Annotated in this window: 22 protein-coding genes, 1 tRNA gene and 1 other RNA gene; 15 read left to right on the top strand and 9 right to left on the bottom strand. The window is 61.7% G+C overall.

Annotated elements, in window-relative coordinates:
* Nucleotide 1 precedes the first annotated feature (1 nt).
* The gene (locus HZC36_11645) at nucleotides 2-649 is read right to left on the bottom strand and encodes an AhpC/TSA family protein (protein ID MBI5707627.1); all 648 of its coding nucleotides are present in this window, start codon (nucleotides 647-649) and stop codon (nucleotides 2-4) included.
* Nucleotides 650-1,024: 375 nt separating this feature from the next.
* Here HZC36_11645 and HZC36_11640 point away from each other — a divergent pair, with 375 nt between their 5' ends.
* The 6 genes from HZC36_11640 (at nucleotide 1,025) to HZC36_11615 (ending at nucleotide 7,297) form a co-directional block, all read left to right on the top strand.
* Nucleotides 1,025-1,492 carry a GNAT family N-acetyltransferase gene (locus HZC36_11640; protein MBI5707626.1) on the top strand — a complete coding sequence of 156 codons (468 nt, stop codon included), beginning with the start codon at nucleotides 1,025-1,027 and terminating at the stop codon, nucleotides 1,490-1,492.
* A complete protein-coding gene (locus tag HZC36_11635; GenBank protein MBI5707625.1) occupies nucleotides 1,489-2,019 on the top strand; it encodes a CoA-binding protein in 531 nt (176 codons plus the stop codon). The genes HZC36_11640 and HZC36_11635 overlap by 4 nt, the downstream gene beginning before the upstream one ends.
* A gap of 373 nt (nucleotides 2,020-2,392) precedes the next feature.
* Entirely contained in the window at nucleotides 2,393-3,616 is a 1,224-nt protein-coding gene (locus HZC36_11630; GenBank protein ID MBI5707624.1) for a substrate-binding domain-containing protein, read from the top strand.
* 2 nt (nucleotides 3,617-3,618) lie between these two features.
* Nucleotides 3,619-4,485, top strand: a complete 867-nt coding sequence (locus HZC36_11625) for a prepilin-type N-terminal cleavage/methylation domain-containing protein (GenBank protein MBI5707623.1) — start codon at nucleotides 3,619-3,621, stop codon at nucleotides 4,483-4,485.
* Nucleotides 4,486-4,487: 2 nt separating this feature from the next.
* Nucleotides 4,488-4,802, top strand: coding sequence for a hypothetical protein (locus HZC36_11620; protein ID MBI5707622.1), 315 nt, complete (start codon nucleotides 4,488-4,490; stop codon nucleotides 4,800-4,802).
* A gap of 110 nt (nucleotides 4,803-4,912) precedes the next feature.
* Nucleotides 4,913-7,297 (top strand): glycoside hydrolase family 2 protein, encoded by a 2,385-nt coding sequence (locus tag HZC36_11615; GenBank protein ID MBI5707621.1) that lies wholly within the window; start codon nucleotides 4,913-4,915, stop codon nucleotides 7,295-7,297.
* On the opposite strand, the gene HZC36_11610 is transcribed toward HZC36_11615, so the two are convergent.
* A complete protein-coding gene (locus HZC36_11610; protein ID MBI5707620.1) occupies nucleotides 7,281-9,251 on the bottom strand; it encodes a cellulase family glycosylhydrolase in 1,971 nt (656 codons plus the stop codon). The genes HZC36_11615 and HZC36_11610 overlap by 17 nt on opposite strands.
* A 111-nt stretch (nucleotides 9,252-9,362) precedes the next feature.
* Here HZC36_11610 and HZC36_11605 point away from each other — a divergent pair, with 111 nt between their 5' ends.
* Nucleotides 9,363-9,686, top strand: coding sequence for a helix-turn-helix transcriptional regulator (locus HZC36_11605; GenBank protein MBI5707619.1), 324 nt, complete (start codon nucleotides 9,363-9,365; stop codon nucleotides 9,684-9,686).
* Nucleotides 9,687-9,691: 5 nt separating this feature from the next.
* Nucleotides 9,692-10,603 (top strand): hypothetical protein, encoded by a 912-nt coding sequence (locus HZC36_11600; GenBank protein MBI5707618.1) that lies wholly within the window; start codon nucleotides 9,692-9,694, stop codon nucleotides 10,601-10,603.
* Nucleotides 10,604-10,605: 2 nt separating this feature from the next.
* On the opposite strand, the gene recR is transcribed toward HZC36_11600, so the two are convergent.
* The 4 genes from recR to ffs form a co-directional block, all read right to left on the bottom strand.
* Nucleotides 10,606-11,199, bottom strand: coding sequence for a recombination protein RecR (recR, locus tag HZC36_11595; GenBank protein MBI5707617.1), 594 nt, complete (start codon nucleotides 11,197-11,199; stop codon nucleotides 10,606-10,608).
* Nucleotides 11,200-11,529, bottom strand: a complete 330-nt coding sequence (locus HZC36_11590; protein ID MBI5707616.1) for a YbaB/EbfC family nucleoid-associated protein — start codon at nucleotides 11,527-11,529, stop codon at nucleotides 11,200-11,202.
* A 39-nt stretch (nucleotides 11,530-11,568) separates the two neighbouring features.
* The gene (gene dnaX / locus HZC36_11585; protein ID MBI5707615.1) at nucleotides 11,569-13,236 is read right to left on the bottom strand and encodes a DNA polymerase III subunit gamma/tau; all 1,668 of its coding nucleotides are present in this window, start codon (nucleotides 13,234-13,236) and stop codon (nucleotides 11,569-11,571) included.
* Between the two features lie 235 nt (nucleotides 13,237-13,471).
* An RNA gene (gene ffs / locus HZC36_11580) (signal recognition particle sRNA small type) lies at nucleotides 13,472-13,570 on the bottom strand.
* Between the two features lie 105 nt (nucleotides 13,571-13,675).
* Between ffs and hutH the strand changes: the two genes are divergently transcribed.
* Entirely contained in the window at nucleotides 13,676-15,166 is a 1,491-nt protein-coding gene (gene hutH / locus HZC36_11575; protein ID MBI5707614.1) for a histidine ammonia-lyase, read from the top strand.
* A 69-nt stretch (nucleotides 15,167-15,235) separates the two neighbouring features.
* Here the strand turns inward: hutH and msrA are convergent, their stop codons facing one another.
* The gene (gene msrA / locus HZC36_11570; GenBank protein MBI5707613.1) at nucleotides 15,236-15,844 is read right to left on the bottom strand and encodes a peptide-methionine (S)-S-oxide reductase MsrA; all 609 of its coding nucleotides are present in this window, start codon (nucleotides 15,842-15,844) and stop codon (nucleotides 15,236-15,238) included.
* A gap of 122 nt (nucleotides 15,845-15,966) precedes the next feature.
* Between msrA and HZC36_11565 the strand changes: the two genes are divergently transcribed.
* Nucleotides 15,967-17,367 carry an MFS transporter gene (locus HZC36_11565; GenBank protein MBI5707612.1) on the top strand — a complete coding sequence of 467 codons (1,401 nt, stop codon included), beginning with the start codon at nucleotides 15,967-15,969 and terminating at the stop codon, nucleotides 17,365-17,367.
* On the opposite strand, the gene HZC36_11560 is transcribed toward HZC36_11565, so the two are convergent.
* A complete protein-coding gene (locus HZC36_11560) occupies nucleotides 17,368-17,595 on the bottom strand; it encodes a hypothetical protein (protein MBI5707611.1) in 228 nt (75 codons plus the stop codon).
* 95 nt (nucleotides 17,596-17,690) lie between these two features.
* Nucleotides 17,691-17,879: a DUF433 domain-containing protein gene (locus tag HZC36_11555; protein ID MBI5707610.1), complete on the bottom strand. Its 189-nt coding sequence runs from the start codon at nucleotides 17,877-17,879 to the stop codon at nucleotides 17,691-17,693.
* 90 nt (nucleotides 17,880-17,969) lie between these two features.
* On the opposite strand from HZC36_11555, the gene HZC36_11550 reads away from it, so the two are divergent.
* From HZC36_11550 to HZC36_11530, 5 genes are all read left to right on the top strand, one after another.
* The gene (locus HZC36_11550) at nucleotides 17,970-18,815 is read left to right on the top strand and encodes a glycosyltransferase family 2 protein (GenBank protein MBI5707609.1); all 846 of its coding nucleotides are present in this window, start codon (nucleotides 17,970-17,972) and stop codon (nucleotides 18,813-18,815) included.
* Nucleotides 18,812-19,708, top strand: a complete 897-nt coding sequence (locus HZC36_11545) for a class I SAM-dependent methyltransferase (GenBank protein MBI5707608.1) — start codon at nucleotides 18,812-18,814, stop codon at nucleotides 19,706-19,708. The genes HZC36_11550 and HZC36_11545 overlap by 4 nt, the downstream gene beginning before the upstream one ends.
* Nucleotides 19,709-19,728: 20 nt before the next feature.
* Nucleotides 19,729-20,088: a hypothetical protein gene (locus HZC36_11540; GenBank protein MBI5707607.1), complete on the top strand. Its 360-nt coding sequence runs from the start codon at nucleotides 19,729-19,731 to the stop codon at nucleotides 20,086-20,088.
* A 14-nt stretch (nucleotides 20,089-20,102) separates the two neighbouring features.
* Entirely contained in the window at nucleotides 20,103-20,912 is an 810-nt protein-coding gene (locus HZC36_11535) for a menaquinone biosynthesis protein (GenBank protein MBI5707606.1), read from the top strand.
* A gap of 210 nt (nucleotides 20,913-21,122) precedes the next feature.
* Nucleotides 21,123-21,198 (top strand) — tRNA-Ala (locus tag HZC36_11530).
* Nucleotides 21,199-21,237: the final 39 nt, after the last annotated feature.

Below are 21,237 nucleotides of genomic sequence, written 5' to 3'. Positions count from 1 at the left end.
GTTAGCGCTTTAGCTGCGCGGGCTGGCTGACCTTCTTCGCCGCTTCGAGCACAGCGGCACCGCTAAGGCGGACCTTGTAGTCCGGCTGATAGTGCACGTACCGGATCGTTCCTGAAGCGTCCACCACGTACACCGCCGGCACCGGCAGGATGTGGTGCGATTCTCCGGAGACCTTTTCCAGGTCGACCCCGAAGCCCTTGTAGCGCTCGATCGTAGCGTCGTCCACTTTGAACGCCAACCCAAACTTCCTGATGAGCTCGGCCTTGCCATCGGAAAACAGGTTGTAGTCCACTTTGTCCTTTTCGATGGCGGCTTTGAGACCGGCCGGCAAGTCTGGGCTGATAGCGACGAGCTGCACGCCCAGTTTCTTGATATCGCCTGAAACCGTCGCGAGATCGGCCAGGTGTCTCATGCAGAACGGGCACCAGCTCCCACGATAGAAGATGAGGACGGCGGGCCTGCCACCCAACACCGCCTTCAGCGTCGTCTCTTTGCCCTCGACGGTGAGGAGTTTGCCGTCCGGCGCTGGGCCGCTAGTGATCGGCTTGGCGTCGCCTGCTTTGAGCGCCACTGGGCTAGATCCCTGGTTCGGCGCGCTCTGAAATCCAACGACGGCGAGAAGAAGAACGGGCAGGGCGAAAAGACGCATGGTGTTTCTGACGCGTCTCTGCGTCAAACCGTCACCCACTCGGCCGTCGCCGCAAAGGGTTTCACTCTGCGGAGAACGGAAGCCTCCCTGCGATCGGCTTGCCCCGCCATGCCACAATCCCACCGATGGCCTTCACTCCCGCCTATGACGTTTGCCTGGACACGTCCCTCTCTGCAGATCAGCGCGCGGCGGGTGGCCCTCCAAAGGATGACAAGTGGTCTCCCTTGGTTGGGTGCAGCCCCACACCGAGTCTCCGAGGTTTGGAGCGAATTGCAAGAGCCCTACACAGCTTTGCGAAGGCTGCCGTTGCGAGCCTCACGCCCCAAAGCAAGTTTGGGGCAGCACCCTAACTTTCGGTGCGGACCATACTCCCCTATGCCACCCGACCTCCGGATTCGCCTCGCGACTGAGGATGACGCCGCCGAATTGACGCGGCTCTTTATCGCCACTCGCACCGAGTGCTTCACCTTCTTCGAGATCACCTATCCGTTCGACACCCTCAAACACCTCTTCGAAACCAAGTGGATCCCCGGCGACGGACTGTGGGTGGCGGAAGACGAGGGCAAAATCGCAGGCTTCATGCGGCTCGAAGGCACGGAGTTCGACGCCCTTTACGTCCTGCCGCGCAGGCACGGAAAAGGGGTCGGGACCGCCTTGCTCGAACTCGCCAAATCGAAGAGCCCGGGCGAGCTCTGGCTCTGGGTCTTCCAAAAGAACCTCCAGGCGCGCCGGTTCTACGAGCGTCATGGCTTTGTGCTTGACCACGAGACCAACGGCCAAGGGAACATGGAGAAAGAGCCCGACGCCCGATATGTGTGGAAGGGCCACAATAACCAGAGATGAACGTGCAGGAATCGATCAGTTGCGATATCCGCCTCAACACCTCCCTGTCTGCAGATCAGCGCGCGCGCTTCCAGAACTCCTGCGCCATTCAGGACATCCTCAGAAGCGCCAAGACCATCGCCATCGTGGGTCTTTCCACCGAGAAGACCAAGGCCAGCAACATGGTCGCCAGCTACCTTCAGGATGAAGGCTATCGGGTCATCCCCGTACATCCCAAGGCCGAGACCATCCTCGGCGAAAAGTGTTATCCGTCGCTCCGGGATATCCCCTTCCCCATTGACGTCGTGGACGTTTTTCGCCCCGCGAGCGAGGTCGCCGGCATCGTCGAGGACGCCATCGCCATCGGCGCCAAAGCTGTGTGGATGCAGCTTCGGATCGTCGACCTAGAATCCGCCGAACGAGCGCTTGCGGCCGGGCTGAAGGTCGTGGCGGACCGCTGCATCAAGATGGAGCACGGGCGGTATTCCGGCAACCTGCATTGGGCAGGGATGAACACCGAGATCATCACGGCCAAGCGGGCACGATAAGCTGCGCAGGGACCAAGGGACGAAGGGACAAAGTGACAGGGAGACAGGGGGAGACAGGGGGACAGGGAGACAGGGAGACAGGGGGAGACAGGGAGACAGAGGGACAGGGAGACAGGGGGACAGGGGAACCATTAGGAACTGGGCATTGGTGCGACGGTCCTCAAGACTCTCACGCAGAGACGTCGAGAAGTCGCAGAGAACACGGTTGGAAGAGGCGACATCGAACGCCCTTCAACCCGCCAACCGAAGAACCCCACCACCTGAGAACCTCAAAACCTGAAAACCTCGACCTCCAGACCATGCATCGGAAAAATCGTATCGCAGCGCCGATACAATCCTTGCGAAAATCGCAAACAAGTTGTATGATAGAGTTGTGGCAGACCGGCGACGAGGCTCGGTTCCCAAGCGAAGCAGCTATCAAGACATAGCCGAGTCTCTTCGCGCCCAGATTCGCGAAGGAAAGGTCGCACCAGGCCATTATCTGCCCACTGAGCGCGCACTTCAGGAGTCCTTCGAAGCCAGCCGCAGCACCGTGCGCCGTGCGCTTTCGGCGCTCATCTCGACGGGCTACGGCACAAACGTCCCCAGCAAGGGTGTTGTCGCCATGCAGCCCGAGGCTGTGCCAAAGACCAAGACGATCGCGCTCATCGACAGCACCACCGCTGTGCTGAACATCCTCTTTGCCCGGATGAGCGACGCCCTCAGGGCCAAGGGCTACCACCTCGTCCACCTCGGCTCGATGGACAAGACCATTGAGGAGAGCCTGCAGTACGCCGTCGATCACGAGTTCGCGGGGGCGTTTGTGTGGCCCTATCGCGGGTTCCCGGACGCCGCCCAGGTGGCCAAGCTCGGCGAGCAAATCCCTATCGTGGCGCTCGACCACGCGCTCCGCGGCTATCGGTCGGACCTGGCCACCTTCGACTATTTCGACGCCGCCTATCGGGCGACCTCGCACCTTATAGAGTCTGGACGCCGCCGCATCGGCATTACCGGCATGATGGACATGCTGGATATCAGCCACGACCGGCTCAGCGGCTACATGAAGGCCCTATTCGATCACGGGCTGAAGCCGTGTGTCCGCGATTACGTCTTCATGCACACCAGCGGCTCCGAGGAGCCCGACACGTTGCCGCTCAGGCGACGGCTATCGGACGAGGATCGGCCTGATGCCTTCTTGGTGATGCAGGATGAGTTCTGTCCCAGGGTCATCGAGACCGCTTTGGAACTGGGGCTCGCTGTACCCGGAGACGTCGCCCTTTGCACCATCGGCGACGACGTGGGCGTAGACGTGGACGGGCTCGGGCTCTCGGCGGTCGCGCTTGACTGGGAGGGCCTTGCCGAGAGCGCAATCTCCATGATGCTGAGACGCATCCGCGACCCCAAACGGGGGCCCGAACTCTTCCAGGGCAAACACCTGCTGGTGGTGCGGGGGCTTTGCAGCGCAGCCGCAAACCGATGGACAAGAAATCCGGAGCGATATAGCGGCTTTACCAGAGAAGTGCCGTACCCCAAGACCAAGTTTCAGTACCGTTCATCATTATTGGCCGGAGGACCGGCCCTTTCATCATCGCAACACTCTCATCGGAGGTCCATGTAGCAATGAAACAACACAAATCAGCCTTTACGCTGATTGAACTCCTCGTCGTGATCGCGATCATCGCGATCCTTGCCGCAATCCTCTTCCCGGTCTTTGCCCAGGCAAAGCTCGCCGCGAAGAAGGCCTCGGCACTCTCCAACATCAAGCAGACCGCCCTGGGCGTGATCATGTACCAGTCGGACTACGACGACATGTTCCCCATGGGCAGCGGCGCCTGCTGGTGGTACCCGCTCGATGGCGGCTGGTCGCTCGACACTCAGCCGTACATCAAGAACCTGCCAATCCTTCGCTCGCCCGCCGACCCGCTTTCCAAGAACGGATGGATGGGCTGGTTGGCTTCCCATGACCAGGGCGTGCCGATCTCATTCGTCGCGAACGGCCTCATGGACTGGGACGGCGCGGCATGGTCGCTGTTTGGCGTCATGGGCATGGTCCAAAACGTCCCGCCCGCCAGCAACCGGTGCGGCGCGTCGGCATGGATGGGCCGAACGGTGACAAACGCCACCGCAGTGACCTACCCAGCCGACACGATCATGCTCGCAGAGCGCTATGGAAGCCAGATCGCTTGGGGTACCGGCGATTTTGTGTGCGCCCGTAGCCTTGGCGATGCCTGGTGGGACGGCGCCGGCCACGGCACGGCGATCCCGGACGCGACACGTAACGGCAACCCATACACCTTCACCAACTGGGAAGGCAACACGGTGACTGCCCAGACGGACAACCGCCAGGGCGCTATCACCAACGCCTATTCCAAGAAGAGCGTGTTCTCGTTTGCCGATGGACACGCGGCGACCATGACGCCCAGCACCACGGACCCGGACTATTTCGGGAATCCGGCGAAGAACAAGTGGAACGCCTACAGGAACTAGCCATGCACCGACGCGATTGCCATCGTCCACCGACGCTCATCTGGTCCTTGGCCTTGGCCTCACTCTTTGTGACGGCCGGGTGTGGATCGGGAACCGGAACAACCGCGACCAAGGAAGAGCAGAACACCTATGAGCACCCAATCCTGCAGCCGCCACCTCAGGCGACCGCCGGGCCCCCGCCCGGCGCCGTCGGCGGGCAGGGCGGGCCGCCCGTGAACCAGAACGCCGACAACGGTGGTGGCAAGACCGCCCCTCCAGGTTGGTCTGGCGGTAGCGGAGGGGCCTCGGCGCCTCCAACCGGCGGAAGCGGCAATTAGTCGGAGACAATAGGGGCGGCAGATGCCGCACGGCAGAACCGAGGAGGCCTCGGTTCAATAGGTTGCCGCCGATCGGCAAAGGTCGGCGGCAACTTTTTGTGGATGAGAAGATGAAGTCAACGCACCTCTCCCAGGGATGGGAGTTTCGTGAATCCGGCGCGGACGCGCCTGCGAATTGGCTCCCCGCGCAGGTTCCCGGACACGTCCACTTAGACCTCTGGCGCGAAGGGGTCATTCCCGACCCGTTTGAGCGCATGCACGAACTGGGCTTGCGCTGGGTAGATGAAACCGGCTGGGAATACCGCACCACGTTTGAGTGGAGAGCCGATCCCAAGCTTCCCTCCCGTGTGCTGAAGCTCCATGGGCTGGACACGGTGTGCGAAGTCCGGCTGAACGAAGCGCGGATCGGCGCATTCGACAACATGCACCGCTCCTTCGAGATCGACGTCTCCTCCATCCTCCGGGAGGGCCGGAACGAGCTCGTCGTTCGCTTTTTGAGCGCGCGCAAAGAGGGAGCAAGGCGCAAAGAAGCCTATTTCGCCACGCATGGCATCTCGGCGGACGCGGCCTGCTTCTACGATCGATCGTTTGTGAGGAAAGGGCAGTACATGTTCGGATGGGACTGGGGCCCCAAACTCATCTCCTGCGGCATCTGGAAGCCGGTGGAGCTCCTCGAGTACTCATCGCGCATCGAACGGCTCGAACTCTTCACCGAGAAAACCGGCGAAATGTGGAGCCTTCGGGTGCGCGCACAGACTCCCGGATCGACACAGGTCCGCTATCGCCTCAGCGACCCCTCTGGAAACTGCCTTCACGAATGGCACGGGGATTCCGAGGTCGCGATCTCCGACCCCAAGCTCTGGTATCCCCATGACCTTGGGGCGCAGCCACTCTACCGCCTAACAGCCACCCTGGGGCGGCACACCGTCGAGCGGGAGTTTGGCCTCAGGACCGTCGAACTTGTCCGCGAGAACGACGAGCACGGCCAATCGTTCCAGTTCGTCGTCAACGGGTTGCCCGTATGGGCGCGCGGCGCAAACTGGATTCCCGACCACTCCTTCCCGAGCATCGTCAGCCGCCAGCGTGTCTTCGAGCAGCTTCGGCGGGCCAAGGGCATGGGCATGAACATGCTCCGGGTATGGGGTGGCGGGCTGTATGAATCGGAAGACTTCTACGATGCGGCGGACGAACTCGGCATTTTGGTCTGGCAGGACTTCGCGTTCGGCTGCGCCTACTACCCCGATACAGATGGCTACGCGGACGAAGTCCGACGAGAAGCTCTGGAGAACGTACAGCGGCTCCGGCACCGTGTCAGCCTGGCCCTTTGGTGCGGCAACAACGAGAACCTGACCATGTGGGAGAGCGGATGGGGCGGCAAGGATAAGCGCCCACCACGCTATTTCGGCGAGAAGCTCTACGAGGAGGTGATCCCCGAGGTGCTCCGGCAAGAGGACCCTGGCCGGCCCTACATTCCCACGAGCCCATGGGGCGGCGAGCCCTGCAACTCCGGCGGGACCGGCGACCAGCACTATTGGGACGTCTGGCACGGGCGGGGTGACTGGCGCTACTATCAGGACTCTTCGGCGCGCTTCAGCTCCGAGTTTGGGTTCGTGAGTTCACCGTCGATTGAGGTGTGGAAGAGTTGTTTGGGCTCCTCTTCGACTGGCGTGAGGAGAGGGGGAGACTGGGACCCCTACTCCCCCGCAGTCCAGTGGCACGACAAAACTGGGAAGGGCTATGAGAACTACCTTGGGATGGTCCATCTCCACTATCCCGAGATTGCGAGCATGGACGATTTGGTCTACTACACCCAGCTCAACCAGAGGGACGCTATTCGATTTGCCTTTGAGCATTACCGGGGCGGCGACCTCTGCAAGGGCGCGCTCGTCTGGCAACTCAACGACTGCTGGCCGGTTCAGAGCTGGGCGATCCTGGATTGCACCGGAAGTAAGAAGGTGCTGGGCCATGAGATGGCGCGGCTCTGCGCTCCCAGGATGATCGCGCTGCAATTGGAGGAGGGCAAAGCTGGTGCGGTTCTGGCAAACGATGGCGCCGAACAGTGGAACACGACATGCGTTCTCCGGGCAGTGAGCCTAACCGATGGCTCGGTGCTCCGCGAGGCCTCGTTGGAGGTGAACGTCGAGGGGTTTGCGCGCCGCGCTGCCGGGGAGATCGATTTGAGCGGGCTGGACCCCAACACATGCCTCCTTTGGGTCGAGGCGGAAGACGCGGCCCCCGCTTGGCGGCTGCTTTGCGAGCCTAAGGATATCGTCGCGCCCCTCGGCGAGATCGAAGTGCGAGCTGATGGCGACCGGTGGATACTGGCCTCCAAGACCCCGGTCGTGGATCTCTGGATCGACGCCGAAGGCGGTGAAATCGAGCCGAACGGACTGACGTGGCTTGGCGGCTCGGTGTCGGTGCGCGCACCGCAGGGCGCCAAGCTCCTAAGCCTCCGATCACTTGCGGGTTGGCACCCGATCAGGGGCGGCGCGTAAGGGATAACACGGAATCGGGCGACGTGAGCTTGACTCTGCCGACGACCCAGCCACCTTTGATCTGAACGGTCCCGATCTGACCCGATCCTTGAGCCAAGTCCAACTCATTTGACCGATAGATGCCGTCGGGGAGCCCGAGCCCGCCGAGCCCCACCTCCAACGGAAGGGCTGCTCCGCCGGCCAATCGCAGCCTGATCAGCGCGCCGTTCTTGTCGCCACAGGCCATCCCTGAGGCCAGAGGCGCGATGCCGGCGATCGAAAAGCTCTGAACCACGACCCAATCCGGCCCCAGGCTCTCGATCTTGAGCACGACGTCGCCGGCTGGGAACTTGGCTTCCAGCGTCTCGTTCAGGAGGCGGTCAGCGTTTCCGCCGTCCCATTTCCGCTCCGTCACCACCGCCCCGTTGGCGGACACGCGAAGCGAGGCTCCGGCCTTGGCGAGCGTTCCCAAACGGATCTTCAGAGCCCCCGCTGCCGGCGCCCGGAAGCGGAAGGTCAGCGGCTCGGGGAAGAGCGCCTTGTTGCCTCCTGTGTGGGAGTTCATGAACCCCGAAAGCTTGCCGAGGTTCGCTGCGGTGGCCTCTTCTGGTAGCTGAAATTCGAACTTGGTGGTGGCCCCCCAACCCACGCCGGGTCCGAACACCAGGTCGCCGCCCATCGGAGCGTCCACTTTGAAAGCAAGGGGCCGCAAGTCCTTCCTCTCGGCATAGTTGAAGGATGTGAGTAGGTGGCTAGCCCGGCGAAATTCGGCAACCATGCCCGGCGCCTGCATGCGGTCCCAATACCAATACTGCGCCGCACCCGCGTGGCACGAGAGCGCCGCGGCCCAGATGCCATCCCGAATCGCGCGCCTTTCGGCGTCGCCCTGGAAGTCGCCAGGACCGAATTCGCCATAGAAGAGCGGTTTGTCCTTGGGCAACGTGGCGCCCGCCACGGCGCTTGAGATGTCGGGCGGATAGGTGTGGGGCTGATAATAGTCCAGCTTGACCCAAAGCGCAGGTTGGTCCATCGCCGAACTGGAAGTGACGAGGTGGCGGTATGGATCGATCGAGCGCAGGTACTCCGCCATCTCGGCGTGCCAAGCCTCGATATCGGCCCAACGATTTTGGTAGCGAGCGTCCACCCACTCCACCTCGTTGAAGAGCTCCCAAGCCATGATCGAGGGGGAGTGCCCCCATCGTGCCACCGCGTACCTGAGCCAGAGCTTGGCGAGGCGTTTGGCGGTGGGGTTAGTGAAGAAGTCGGCCGCGTTCGAGAGGAAGCCGCCGTTCTTGGCATTCCAGGGGTGATCGGGCCAATTGGGGTTCACGGTCGAAGCGAACTGGCCATGGTGGAACAGCACAAACTGGAACCGCACACCGTTCCTGGCGCAGGCCTCGACAATCTGGTCCCAACGCGATAGCACCTTCGGGTCGAGGGTTCCCATCGGCAGTTTGTGGCCGTCTTGGGGCCAAAACGGGTTCTTTCCGTCCCAATGGCAGGCCCAGATGCGGGTCCAGTTGATACCCTCCTTGGCCATCTGGGCGATCTGCTCGGTTATGTCGGGGAGGCTGGGGGTTTGCCAGCCGAGGTTGTGTCCGATGGGCCAGTAGGCTGCGCCTCGGTCGAACCGAAATCGGCGAGACTTGGAGTCCACGCGAAGGTACCCATCCGGGAGTTGCCTCGACAGATTCCCGGACTGGGGTGCGACGGGCGCAGGCTTTCGATTCACGAGCAGGGTCGCGCGATAGGAGCCCTTGACGGGCGAAACCAAGACGCATTTGATCGTGCCTGCGTCGAAATAGGCCAGGCGCTCTTCGGCGATTTGTTTGGGGCGCTCGAAACGAACGCGCAGGTCGTTCAGGGCCGGATCATATGGGCTTCCTTCAAGCGGAAATGTGAAGGAAACGGTGGCTGGGCCGTACCAGACGGCGGCCTGGGGTGCCGCGAGCACAGAAAGTGCAAAAGCGATCATGAGTGGAGCCTCAGACCCGAGCATACTTCGACTTCGCGCCCGCCGGCTCACAAAACAGTTGGTAGGAGCGTTGGGTCTCGTGTATATTGACTTCCAGAGGCACACCGCAACATGGCATTCCGATCCGATCTAGACGCAGTCATCCTGGCCACGCTGGCCGATGGGCCCTTGCACGGCTACGGGATCGTTAAGCGAGTTCAAAAACACAGCGAGGGCTTCCTCAAGCTGGGCGAGGGGCAGCTCTATCCGGGCTTGCACCGGCTGGAGGAAGCGGGCCTGATCACGGCCGAATGGAACCACGAGGAGGGCAGGGCCTCGAGAAAGACCTATTCACTGACCTCGACGGGGCGCAGTGAGCTCAAGGCCCAGCGCCGCAATTGGCTCCAGTTCGCCAAGAGCATGAATTCCCTGTTCAAGCTCAACCACGATGGTTAATCGTCATGCTGCACGAGCCACCCGAACCGATTGAAGGAGGAGCGATCGAGCGCTATCTCGATGGCGTGGGCTCGCGGCTGCAGCCGCTGAACGACCCCGAGGGCGCCGACGCGATCCTCGCTGAGTTTCACGCGCATCTGCTGGATGCCGTAGAAGACCTGGTCGAGGCTGGACACACTCGCGAGGAGGCTGAGCGCTTGGCCTTGGAGCGCTTCGGCACACGCCAGGCAGAGGAAATCGCCGTTTCGATGGCGGAGAGGGCGGGCCAAGGCGATGTGGCTTGGCGTAACGTGGGGGTTGGGTTTGCCGGACTCGTCGTGTTCGTGCTTGGTTTGGCCACCAGGGTGGACCTCGTGCGCTCGCTCGATGTGGCGATTTGGTTCCCCGTGTTCTTTTCGTCCACCCTCCTGTTTTATAGCTACGCTTGCCTGAAGTCACGGGCTCTTCCGATTCTCCGGCACAGCATCGCATGCGCGGGCATCCTCATGGCGCTCGCGGCCATGGTGCCCTTGCCCGAGGCGGAGCCTGTGCAAAGCGTTTCGTCGATCCGGTCCTTACGACACGGGCCGCGGACCGGAATTCTGGTGGCCAGCACCGATGTCGAGGGCATTCGCAACTTGATGGACGTCATCCAGCGCGACCCCAGGGCCGCCCAAGGAGCCACCTCCGACGCCCGGAGGCTGGCCCTTGAAAGTGCGGCGCGCCGCGACAGGCTGCCGGGAGAAGAAACCACCCCCTGGGGCAAGGTCGGAGGCAAGTCGTTCCGGGCGTTCACCGATCTGATCACCCTGCTTCCCCTCTCCTGCCAACTTGGGGCGATCTGGCTCATGATGGCCGGGATGGTCAGAGCGACTTGCTCGTGGGTCTGCCGTCTGGGAACATGGAGTTCGGCGCGTCCTGGAGTTTGGGTGGCCTGAGCCTACATCTCGCGACGAAACTCGAATGCGCTGTGCAGGGTTGCCGAATCGGCGTAGTCCAGTTCCCCGCCAATGGGCATGCCGTGGGCCAGACGGGTCACTCGAACTCCGCACGGCTTCAAGAGCTTGGCCAGATACAGGGCGGTGGCATCGCCTTCGATGGTCGGGTTGGTCGCCAGAATCACCTCCTCAACCCCTGTCTCCACCCTAGCGATCAGCTCGCGCACGCGCAGTTGCTCTGGGCCGATCCCGTCGATGGGAGAGAGCGCCCCATGCAGCACGTGGTACTGGCCGTGATACTCGTTCATGCGCTCGATCGCCGTGATGTCTTTGGGGTCGGAGACCACGCAGATCTGCTGGGCTTGGCGGCGTGAGTCGCGGCAGAGATCGCAAACCGGCTCGACGCTGAAGTTCTGGCAGCGCTCGCAAAGACGCAGAGAATGCTTGGCAGCAACCAAGGCTTGGCTCAGGCGTTCCACATCGGCCTGAGTCTGCCTTAGGAGATGATAGGCGAGCCGTTGGGCCGACTTGGGTCCGATTCCCGGCAGCCGTTCGAGCTCGGCAATGAGGTCCGCAAGGGGCCGAGCGTAGAGCATCTACATTCCGGGGATATGCGGCACGTTCGGCATGATCTCCTGAACGCGCTCGTTTCGCATGGTGGTCGCCTGGGTGAACCCGTCCCGAACGGTGCTGACGATCAAGTCCTCAAGAACCTCGATATCTTCAGGATCGACCACGCTCTTGTCCAAACTGATTTTCACGAGCTCCCCAGTGCCAGAGAAAGTGGCCTTAACTGGACCCTTGTCGATTTCGATCCGTTCGTTGGCCAGGTCCTCTTCCAGCCTTTGGGCCTTCGCCATCGCCTCTTGAGCGCGCTGCATCAGGCCGCCCATGCCGACTCCGCCGAACTGCTTTGGAAGTTTCATAGGTGTGTGATCCTCTGGGATTTGAGGGCTGTATAGCCGTTAGCCGCTAGGAAAGACCTCGCGAGCGATGTCTACGAGCTTCTGTCCTTCAGCGGGCAATTCTACCGTAGGTTCCTCGATGGACTTGGGGCCCTTCTGCCCGGCGACGAACTGAATCTCTCGGTTTTCACCCAGCTCCTTGCCGAGCAGCTCCTTGATCTTGGCCACCCGGGGTGGACCGTTCGGTCCGTCGACGATGCTCTGCATGTCCACTTGCCGCTCAAATTCGACGATCACTCTTTCCCCGTCGATTCGAACAACGCGTGTGCTCCGGAGCTTGTGCGCCATGGCCCTTGCCTTTGGATTGGCGGAGATAGCGGACACCACTTGCTTCCAGGCGACACGCGCCGCATCGAGCGCAGGATCGCCGGAAGGAGCCTCCTCGATGTCTGGTGAGACCTCTGCCGGAGCTGGTTCCTGTACTTCGACCTCTACGGCCGCGACAGGCGAGCCGTTTTTTGCAGGCTCCGGTTTAGGAGGCTTGGCTGCGGCCACGGGCTTTGGCTCTGGCTCGTGCTTTTGAGGTGCCTGGGGCGCCGGTTTGTGCTCGGCAACCGCTGAACGAGTCGCGTGCAGCGGCGCGTTCAGCTTCGTCGCCAGCCTGAGGAGTTCGGATTCCAGCCAGATTCGCGGCAGGGTCACATCGCGAATGTCGATATGCGCCTGGCTCAAATCCCCTCTGAGTTGCAGAATCGCTTCCTTGCCCAGGTGGGCTGCAGTCTCGAACATGGCCGCTTCGCGCGCCCCGTCGCCGGCGTTTGAACCGGAGATGTCCAGAGAGGCACGGGTGAGGTCGGCGAGGCGATAGAGCGATGACTCCAGAACCGCACGCGGATCCCTGCCAAGCCTGCCGAACTCAGCGACGAGTTCCACGATCGCGGGATAGTCGGCCGCACGGATGGCCAGTAGGAGCTTATCTACAGCTTCCTCGTCGATGAGGCCCAACTGGTCGTAGACGTGGGCCAAAGTGACCGCGCCCTCAGCCGTCAGCGAGGCCTGCTCCAGCAAGTTCAGAGCGTCGCGATACCCGCCATCCGCCATGCGGCCGATCGCGCTGAGCGCGGCAGGCTCGATTTCGATTCCTTCTGCCTTGGCCACGTGGTCTAGGCGCGAAACGATGTCCTGGATGCTGCCGCGATGGAATTCAAACTTCTGGCATCGTGAGCGAATGGTCGGCGGCACTCTGTGATATTCCGTGGTGGCCAAAACGAAGATCAGGTGGTCCGGCGGCTCCTCGACTGTCTTGAGCAGGGCGTCGAACGCCTTGGCGCTCAGGTCATGGACCTCGTCGATGATGAACACCTTGTAGCGCGCTTGGGTCGGCACGTACTCGGCAACCTGGACGATGGAGTCTCGAACCTGCTCGACGCCCGATTCGCTCGCCGCGTCCATTTCCTGCACATCCATGCACGAACCGTCGGTGATCCCGACGCAGATGGAGCACTCGTTACAGGGTTCGGCGGCAGGTCCTTTTTCGCAGCAGAGGGCCTTGGCGAGCAGTCGGGCCGTGCTGGTCTTGCCGGTCCCGCGCGGGCCGGTAAACAGGTAAGCGTGCGAGATCTTTCCCGACTTGAGCGCGCTCTGCAGCGAGCGGACCACGTGGTTTTGCCCCACCAGATCGCCGAAGCTCTGGCTTCGGTATTTGCGGTAGAGAGAAACGTGTGCCACGGGAGTGAGGATTGACGATTGACGATTTGCGATTGACGATTTACGATTTATGATTTAGGCTCTGAAATCTCAGATTTGAAATCTGAAATCCGCGAATATCGAAGACGAACGACAGATGAACCGGGACCCCTTCGTGGGCCATGGAAGACTCTCCGCAGAATATTGCCGATGTCCAGCAGACTCTGACACCTAGATCGTACATCGTCAATGGTAAATCGTCAAGGCCCTGGGCTCCAGTTGCCGGGAAGATTGCGTCGCGCACCGGTGCAGCGTACCGTTGCTGCCTTCCGGCCCTGGCGGGATTTGCCGTTCGTATGCCGCGCAGTTCCCGGCGAGATAGCTTGCCTCCGAACCTGGGAACAGCGTCCCAAACTCTAGAAACTCGACATCCCGCTGGGGGCAACTGGAGCGTGAAGATTATGCCCCATAATGGCTTCCGATGATCGAACTCAGCGGCGAGCCTCTGTCTCTTGAAGCCATCGCGCGCGTGGCCCGTGGCCGCGAGGAGGTTGCGCTTTCAGCCTCCGCCATCAAGGCCATGAAGGAATCCCGTGCCGTGGTCGAGGGAATTGTTCACACCGGTGAACCGGTGTACGGCGTGAACACCGGGTTCGGCAGGCTCGCCAACGTACGCATCCCCGACGAAGACCTCGGCCGCCTTCAACTCAACTTGGTTCGCAGCCACGCCTGCGGAGTGATGGAGCCTCTCAGCGAGCCCGAAACGAGGGCCCTGATGTTGCTGCGCGCCAACGTGCTCGCCAAGGGCTATTCAGGGGCCCGTCCCGACATCGCCCAAATCCTTGTGGACTCCCTCAACGAGGGCGTCTATCCCGTCGTTCCCTCACGGGGGTCGGTCGGCGCCAGCGGTGACCTGGCTCCGCTGGCACATTTGGCGTTGGTGCTGGTGGGTGAAGGCGAGGCGTTCGTCAACGGACGGCGTGTGCCTGGCCGCGAGGCCCTGTTCAGCGCCGGGTTGCTTCCGATCGGGCTGGAGGCCAAAGAGGGCTTGGCGCTGCTGAACGGTACCCAGGCAATGATGGCGGTAGGGGCGTTGGCGACTCTTGAAGCGATCAAGCTCGCAGAAAGCGCCGACCTGGCCGGCGCAATGACCCTCGAAGCCCTTCGCGACACTCCCGCCGCCTTCGATCCGCGCATCCAGGGGGCCCGGCCCCATGCTGGGCAAGCCGCCGCCGCCAAACATCTTCGAGAGTTGCTTGAGGACAGTGAGATTCGCGAGTCGCACCGGGAGGGCGACACTCGGGTGCAGGACGCCTATTCGCTTCGCTGCATGCCGCAGGTTCACGGCGCGGTGCGAGACGCGATGGCCCACGTACGCTCGGTTCTCGAAATTGAATCGGGCTCCGGAACCGACAACCCCTTGGTCTTCGCCGAAACGGGAGAAGTTGTCTCCGGCGGTAACTTCCATGGAGCGCCAATCGCCTACGTGATGGACTATGCCGCTATTGCCATCACCGACTTGGCAAGCATCTCCGAGCGCAGGATCGAGCGTTTAGTGAATCCTGACCTCAGTGAAGGGCTCCCATCCTTCCTGACCGACGACGCCGGAGTCCAGTCGGGCTTCATGATGGCCCAAGTGACTGCGGCGGCCCTTTTGGCCGAGTGCCGGGTGCTCTCTCACCCCAGCAGCATCGACAATGTGCCGACCTCCGGCGGGAAAGAGGACCACGTTTCGATGGGAATGACCGCGGCGCTCAAGTTCAGGAAAGTTGTTGACTGCGCAACCCGGGTGCTGGCGATCGAGTTCCTTTGCGCCGCGCAGGGACTGGAATACCGAAAGCCGCTCAAGCCAGGGGTCGGCGTGCAGGACGCCTTTGAAGAACTCCGTCGTCTAGTCTCCAAACTAGAAGAGGACCGGCCCCTTGGGCCAGATATCGAGAAGATTGCAGGGTGGTTGGCGACAAGGTTCTGATTGGGTGGCACGGGCTATGTGTTGCCAGTGCCACCCGAAAGGTGGTCCCAAGAGCGGACCAAGCGAGACTCACTCCCCCCGCTTCAGCTTGTCGCGAAACTTCTCCCTAAACTTGAGCACCTTGGGCTCGATGATCGCCTTGCAGTAGCCCGCGTTCATGCGCATCTGCACGCTGAGCGGCGCCTTCTCGAAGTTCTCGAAGTAGTTCTGATGGTATTCCTCGGCGACCGTCCAGTTCTTCAGCGGACTGATCTCGGTCACGATCTTGTTGCGCCAAATCTTGGCCTTGGCCACCTCATCGCGCACCTGGATCGCAAGGTCTCGATCGGCGTCGCTCGTCGTGAAGATGGCGGAGCGGTATTGGGTGCCATGATCGGGCCCCTGCGCATTGAGCGTCGTGGGGTCGTGAACCGTGAAGAAGATGCGCAGAAGGTCGGCCGCGTCGACCTTCTTTGGGTCGTAGACGACGCGAACCGTCTCAGCATGGCCCGTTCTTCCCAAGCAGACTTCCTCGTAGGTCACCCCGGCCTTGGCACCGCCAGCGTAACCGCTCTCCGAGAAATAGACCCCTTTGAGCTGGTCGAAGAGGGTCTCGATGCACCAGAAGCAGCCGCCGGCCACATAAAGGGACTTTGAGCCGGGCGGGTCGATGCGCTTTTCTTGAGGTTCGGTGGACATGGGGGTGGGGGGTTGCACGACGCTGAACGCGGCCACGAAGCCGAGGGCCGCAGCTATGGAAAGGACGGTGGCGGGTAGTACGTTCATTTCGATCTTACTGAAACTATACGCTTGAATCTAGTTTGAGCGCACCTGAGTTCCACGGGCCTGGGACCCTCAACGGCGATCCCCCAGAGAAGAAGCCTTGGGCGACTCCAAGGGAAGGAACCCCACCGACAGCCTCGAATGAGTACTTCATGCCCGTGGACGCCCCGGTGAAATGGTGGAAGGGACTGAGCCGCTACCAGGTCCTTGTCCTCGCCGTCGCCTGGCTCGGGTGGGTCTTCGACATCGCCGATACGGCCCTTTTCAACTTCGCCAAGACCCCAATGATCACCGAGATGCTGGGCGGCAAGGCCGCCTACGACCTGAACGACACCGGGACGCGCATCGAGGGCCAGATCCAGACGCTGTTCTTCCTCGGGTGGGCGATCGGGGGCCTGGTGTTTGGGGTGATGGCCGACCGCTGGGGCCGCGCCAAAACGATGACCCTGACGATCCTGCTGTACTGCGGGTTCACGGGACTAACGGCGCTCTGCCAGACCCCTGAGCACGTCGCGGCAGTCCGGTTCCTCACCGCCATGGGAATCGGAGGCGAGTGGGCCGCGGGGGCCGCACTCGTCTCCGAGGTGTTCCCGGACCGGGCCCGCGCTGCAGCGGCGGCGCTCCTTCAGACGGCGGCTGCTTTCGGGCCAGTGCTGGCGGCGCTTGCCAACCAGGCGCTGGCCGGCGAAAGCTGGCGTTGGCTTTTTCTCGCGGGGATCGCTCCGGCTGCTATCACCGTCGTCATTCGAGCAGGGGTCAAGGAGCCTGAACGATGGGTGCGCACCCAAGAAGGCAAGGGCAAGGGCTTGTTTGAGCCCCTGAAAGACCTGTTTGCCGCACCAAAATGGCGAAAGAACGCCCTCCTGGCGATGGTTATCGGCCTCGTAGGCATCGCGGGGGCAAACAACTTCGCTTTCTGGCTCCCCAACCTGGTACAGCAGGCCTCCCAGGGGCTGGATGCCGCCGTGATCGCGGTCCACAAGAGCCAGGTCACCTACACGCAGCACACCGGGACCCTGCTCGGTGTGTTGTTCTTCCCCTGGCTCTGCGAGCGGATAGGAAGGCGAGGGGCCTATTGGGGCTTTTTTGCGGCGTGCCCGCTCGTGCTTTGGCTGGCGCTGGGTTCGGCCATCACGTTCGAATCCCTCCTTTGGTTCGCGCCGCTTCTTTCTTTTTTCACAATTGGGCTCTCGGCAGGCTACGGTCTGTGGCTGCCAGAGATGTTCCCCACGCGGTTTAGGGCAACTGGATGCAGCTTGGCCTACAACACGGCGCGCATCGGCCAAGCGCCGTTCCCTTGGATCACAGCTGCGCTCATCGGGACCTCGGAAGGCAACGTTGCTCGCGGCCTGATGCTCGCCTCAGCTGTTTATGTCGTGGGTTTGATCGTGGTTCCCTTCGCGCCAGAAACCAAGGGCCGCCCTTTGCCGGAGGACTAGTCAGGGCTTAGTGACGCGAACGAACTTGCCAGGTCCGGCGTTGTCAATGGCTTGGCGCAGTTCCTCGCGAATGGCTCGGAGCTCGTGTATGTCGTTTCTCTGGACGTCCGCGACCACTACACAAAGGTCCAGCCCTTTGAGCGACGTCTGATATTCCATATTCTTGTCGGTCGTAAGGAGCACGTCGAACTCGGCGTTCGCGGCCCGAACGAGCTCGCCATTTGCCATGGCTTGCCAACCACGCTGCCGGGTATGCGTTACCTCATGATCCGGCAACTCATCAAGGAACTCCATGGTTACGCAGTGATCCAGTAGCACGCGCTTCAAGCGGCGGCCTTCTCGTTGAACTGCGTTTCGAGAAGCGAACGAGAAGTGCGTAACACCGCTGCTACCATCTCGGGCGAAACGTCAGGGAAACCGCGATAGAATGCCGCCAATCCGTCGGTTTCGAGGTGGTCAAAGAGCGTCTTGACCGGAATTCTCGTGTTCCTAAAACACAGTGCCCCGCTCATGCGCCCACAGTCCTGCCATACAGCTTCCTCGATCTTCATGTGCTCAGGTGTCTCTCAAGTTCATTATACGCGCGGTATCATCGGCTCGAATTGAACGTTCCTCGACTGGCGGTCCTCGTACCCGCCTACAACGAGCAAGCCCGCATCGTGCCCACCCTAAAGCGCCTGCGCGAATACTTGTCCGCGCAGAGCTACACGTGGTCCGTCACCGTGGTCAGCGACGGCAGCAAGGATGAAACGCCCAATCTTGTCGCCGCCTTCTGTGAGGAGAACCCCGGCTTCTCTTTGATTGCGAGCAACCCCAACCGGGGCAAAGGCTATGTGGTGCGGCGGGGCATGCTGGAGGTCGAGGCCGAGCTTCTTCTCTTTTCCGATGCCGACCTGGCCGCCCCCATAGAGGAGATCGAAAAGCTGTTCCCGTCAATCGAGCAGGGGGCCGACGTGGCCATCGGCAGCCGCCCCCTGAAAGAAAGCAATCTGGAAATTCGGCAGCCCCTCTATCGTGAACTTCTCGGGAGGGCGTTCAACATGGCCGTTCAGCTCCTCGCGATCCGGGGGATCAAGGACACTCAATGCGGCTTCAAGCTGTTCAAACGGGACGTGGCCAGGGACGTCTTCTCCCGCTGCAAACTCGAAGGGTTCAGCTTTGATTTCGAGGCGCTGCTCATCGCCAGGGACCTTGGCTACAAGATCGCCGAAGTGCCGATCCGCTGGCGCCACCAAGAGGGCTCCAAAGTCGTGCTGATGCGCGACGGACCGAGAATGATTCGCGACCTGATCAAGCTGCGGCTCAAGGGGAAGAAGGCCCGGATGGAAATCTCGGGCGAAGGGCAAAGGGCGAAGGGCGAAGGGAGAGAGGGACAGAGGGACGAAGGGACGGGGGGAAGAGAAGGGCCTGGAGAGTCCGAGGTCCGAGGTCCGAGGTCCGAGGCGTGAACCCAGCCGAATACGACCGCATGTATGCGTTGGAGAACCGCTACTGGTGGTTCGTCGCGCGTAGGCGGCTCGCGATGGGGCTGCTCACGGATTTCGGATTGCGGATTTCGGATTGCGGATATTCGGATGAAATCGTAACAACCCGGAGCCGAGAGTCACCGAATTGGCCGGATCCAGCGCAATCGGATCTGAGCCTTATCGATACCTCAACCTCTGACAATGATCAGAATCCGCAATCCCCGATAGGCAATCCGCAATCCGCAATCCGTAATCCGAAATCGATCAGGGTTCTCGACCTCGGCTGCGGCACCGGCGCTGTGCTGGAAGAGCTGGCGCACTTCGGAAGCTATGTGGGCCTCGACATGAGCGGGCAGGCCCTTGAATACTGCCGACAACGGGGCCTCACTCGCCTTGCCATCGGAAAAGGCGAGGCGCTGCCCTTCTCCACCGGATCCTTCGACGCCATCGTCGCGCTCGATGTATTCGAGCACATCGAGAACGACCAAGCCGCGATGAACGAAGCTCTTCGAGTGCTCAAGCCAGGCGGCATCCTGGTGCTGAGCGTTCCTGCGTTCAAAGCCCTCTGGGGACCGCACGATGTGGCGCTCATGCACTTTCGCCGGTATCGCTCGCCAGAGCTGCGCGCCAAGCTAAGGAGCGCGGGGTTCCAAATCGAGCTGCTCAGCTATTCGGTTTTCTTCCTTTTCCCGCTCGTCGTGCTGATCCGCTTCTTCGAGCGAAGGAAACCGAACGCAGAAGCCTCGCTGCCCGCCGTGCCCGAATGGCTGAACCGCGCTTTGGTCAAGCTGCAGAACCTCGAGGCCAAACTGCTGCGGCGCGTCACCCTTCCCTGGGGCTCCAGCCTCATCGCCGTCGGGCGCAAGCCCTCGTAAGCCGGTAAGCTGAGCGAACGATGGAACCGGTACCGCATCAGGGAGCCCAAACGATCGGCGTCAGGGCCAAGAGCCGCAGCCCGCACCTGGTTCGTTCCTTCTTTCTTTCCATGGTTTCGCCTGCGGGCTGGCTCATGTTTCGGGTGGCAACCTATGCCTCGCGCCCGGCTCCCGAGCTTGCCAAGTTCTTCGAGGGGATGACCGAGCCGTTCCTCATCGCGAGCATGCTGTTCACCGTGATCGCGGCCGTCGGCATGTGGGTCTGCAACAAGCGGCGGGACACGGGGATGGCGATTCTGTTCGCGTTTTCTCTGATGCTGAACCTCCTGCTGGTCTTCATGTGGGCCTTCCCTCTCTTCGTCAAGCCCATCAGCGAGTAGACTTCTCTAAGAGGATGGCTACCGTCGGCTCGGTTCCCTACGTCAACGCCCGCCCGCTCGTCGATCACTTTGATCAGCTCGGCGAGGACTCGCCGGTGCAGGTGCTGTATGCGGTTCCCTCGGCCCTGCCCGAGATGCTGGAGAACGGCGAGGCCGACGCCATTCTCGTCTCGAGCATCGACGCGCTCACCGTTCCCGGCCGCCGCTATGTCGAAGGGGTCTGCATCGGCTCGCGCGGGCCCGCCGAAAGCGTTCGGCTCTTTAGCAAAAAACCCTTTGAGCAGATCGAGTCTGTGGTGCTCGACCAAAGCTCGATGACCAGCAACGCGCTGGCCCAGATCGCTCTGACCGAGCTCTATGGCCTGAAGCCTCGCCTGGACAAACGCCCTCCCGACCTGCATGCGATGCTCAAGGACCACGACGCGGCGCTCCTCATCGGTGACCTCGGGATGCGCGCCGACGGAGCGGGTCTGCACGTGCTCGACCTGGGATCGGCCTGGACCCGCTTGACGGGCCTTCCGTTCGTCTGGGCGCTCTGGACAGGGTCGGAGAATCTGACTCCAGCGCTCGCCGGACACCTGCAGCATGCCTGCTTGAACAGCCTAAGAGAACTGGATGAGGTCATCGGCCGGACGATCCGGCGCTTCGGTTGGGAAGCGGGCATGTGCCGCCGCTATCTCTCCGAAACGATGAACTACCGCCTGGAGTCAAAAGACCTCGAGGGTCTCAAGCTCTTCGGTGAGCTTTGCCTTCGCCATGGCATCGTCTCGGCGGCCAGAATCCCCAGGTCCCAGGGTCCCGCGACGGCCGGTACTCTGGCTTGAGTGCCCGAGCCTCAAGGTATAATTCGCGCCTGGTGGACTCAGGAATCTCCTTTGGGAAGGCCCCTCCAATCCACTATTTGAGGCATCAATTAGGACTCTGATAGCCGATTCAACAGTCGAATATGGGGATGTAGCTCAGCTGGGAGAGCGTCCCGATCATCGGGAAGGTCGTGGGTCGAGTCTCATTCCTTCTGAGGAACAGTCGAATATGGGGATGTAGCTCAGCTGGGAGAGCGCTGCAATCGCACTGCAGAGGTCGTGGGTTCGAATCCCATCATCTCCACCAGATTCAAAGGAACCTAAGGTGGTTCCTACAAATGGTTCC

The sequence above is a fragment of the Armatimonadota bacterium genome (assembly GCA_016223145.1).
GTDB lineage: Bacteria > Armatimonadota > Fimbriimonadia > Fimbriimonadales > Fimbriimonadaceae > Nitrosymbiomonas.
Note: the sequence above shows the minus strand (reverse complement) of the source record. Positions and strands in the feature narration are given on the sequence as shown.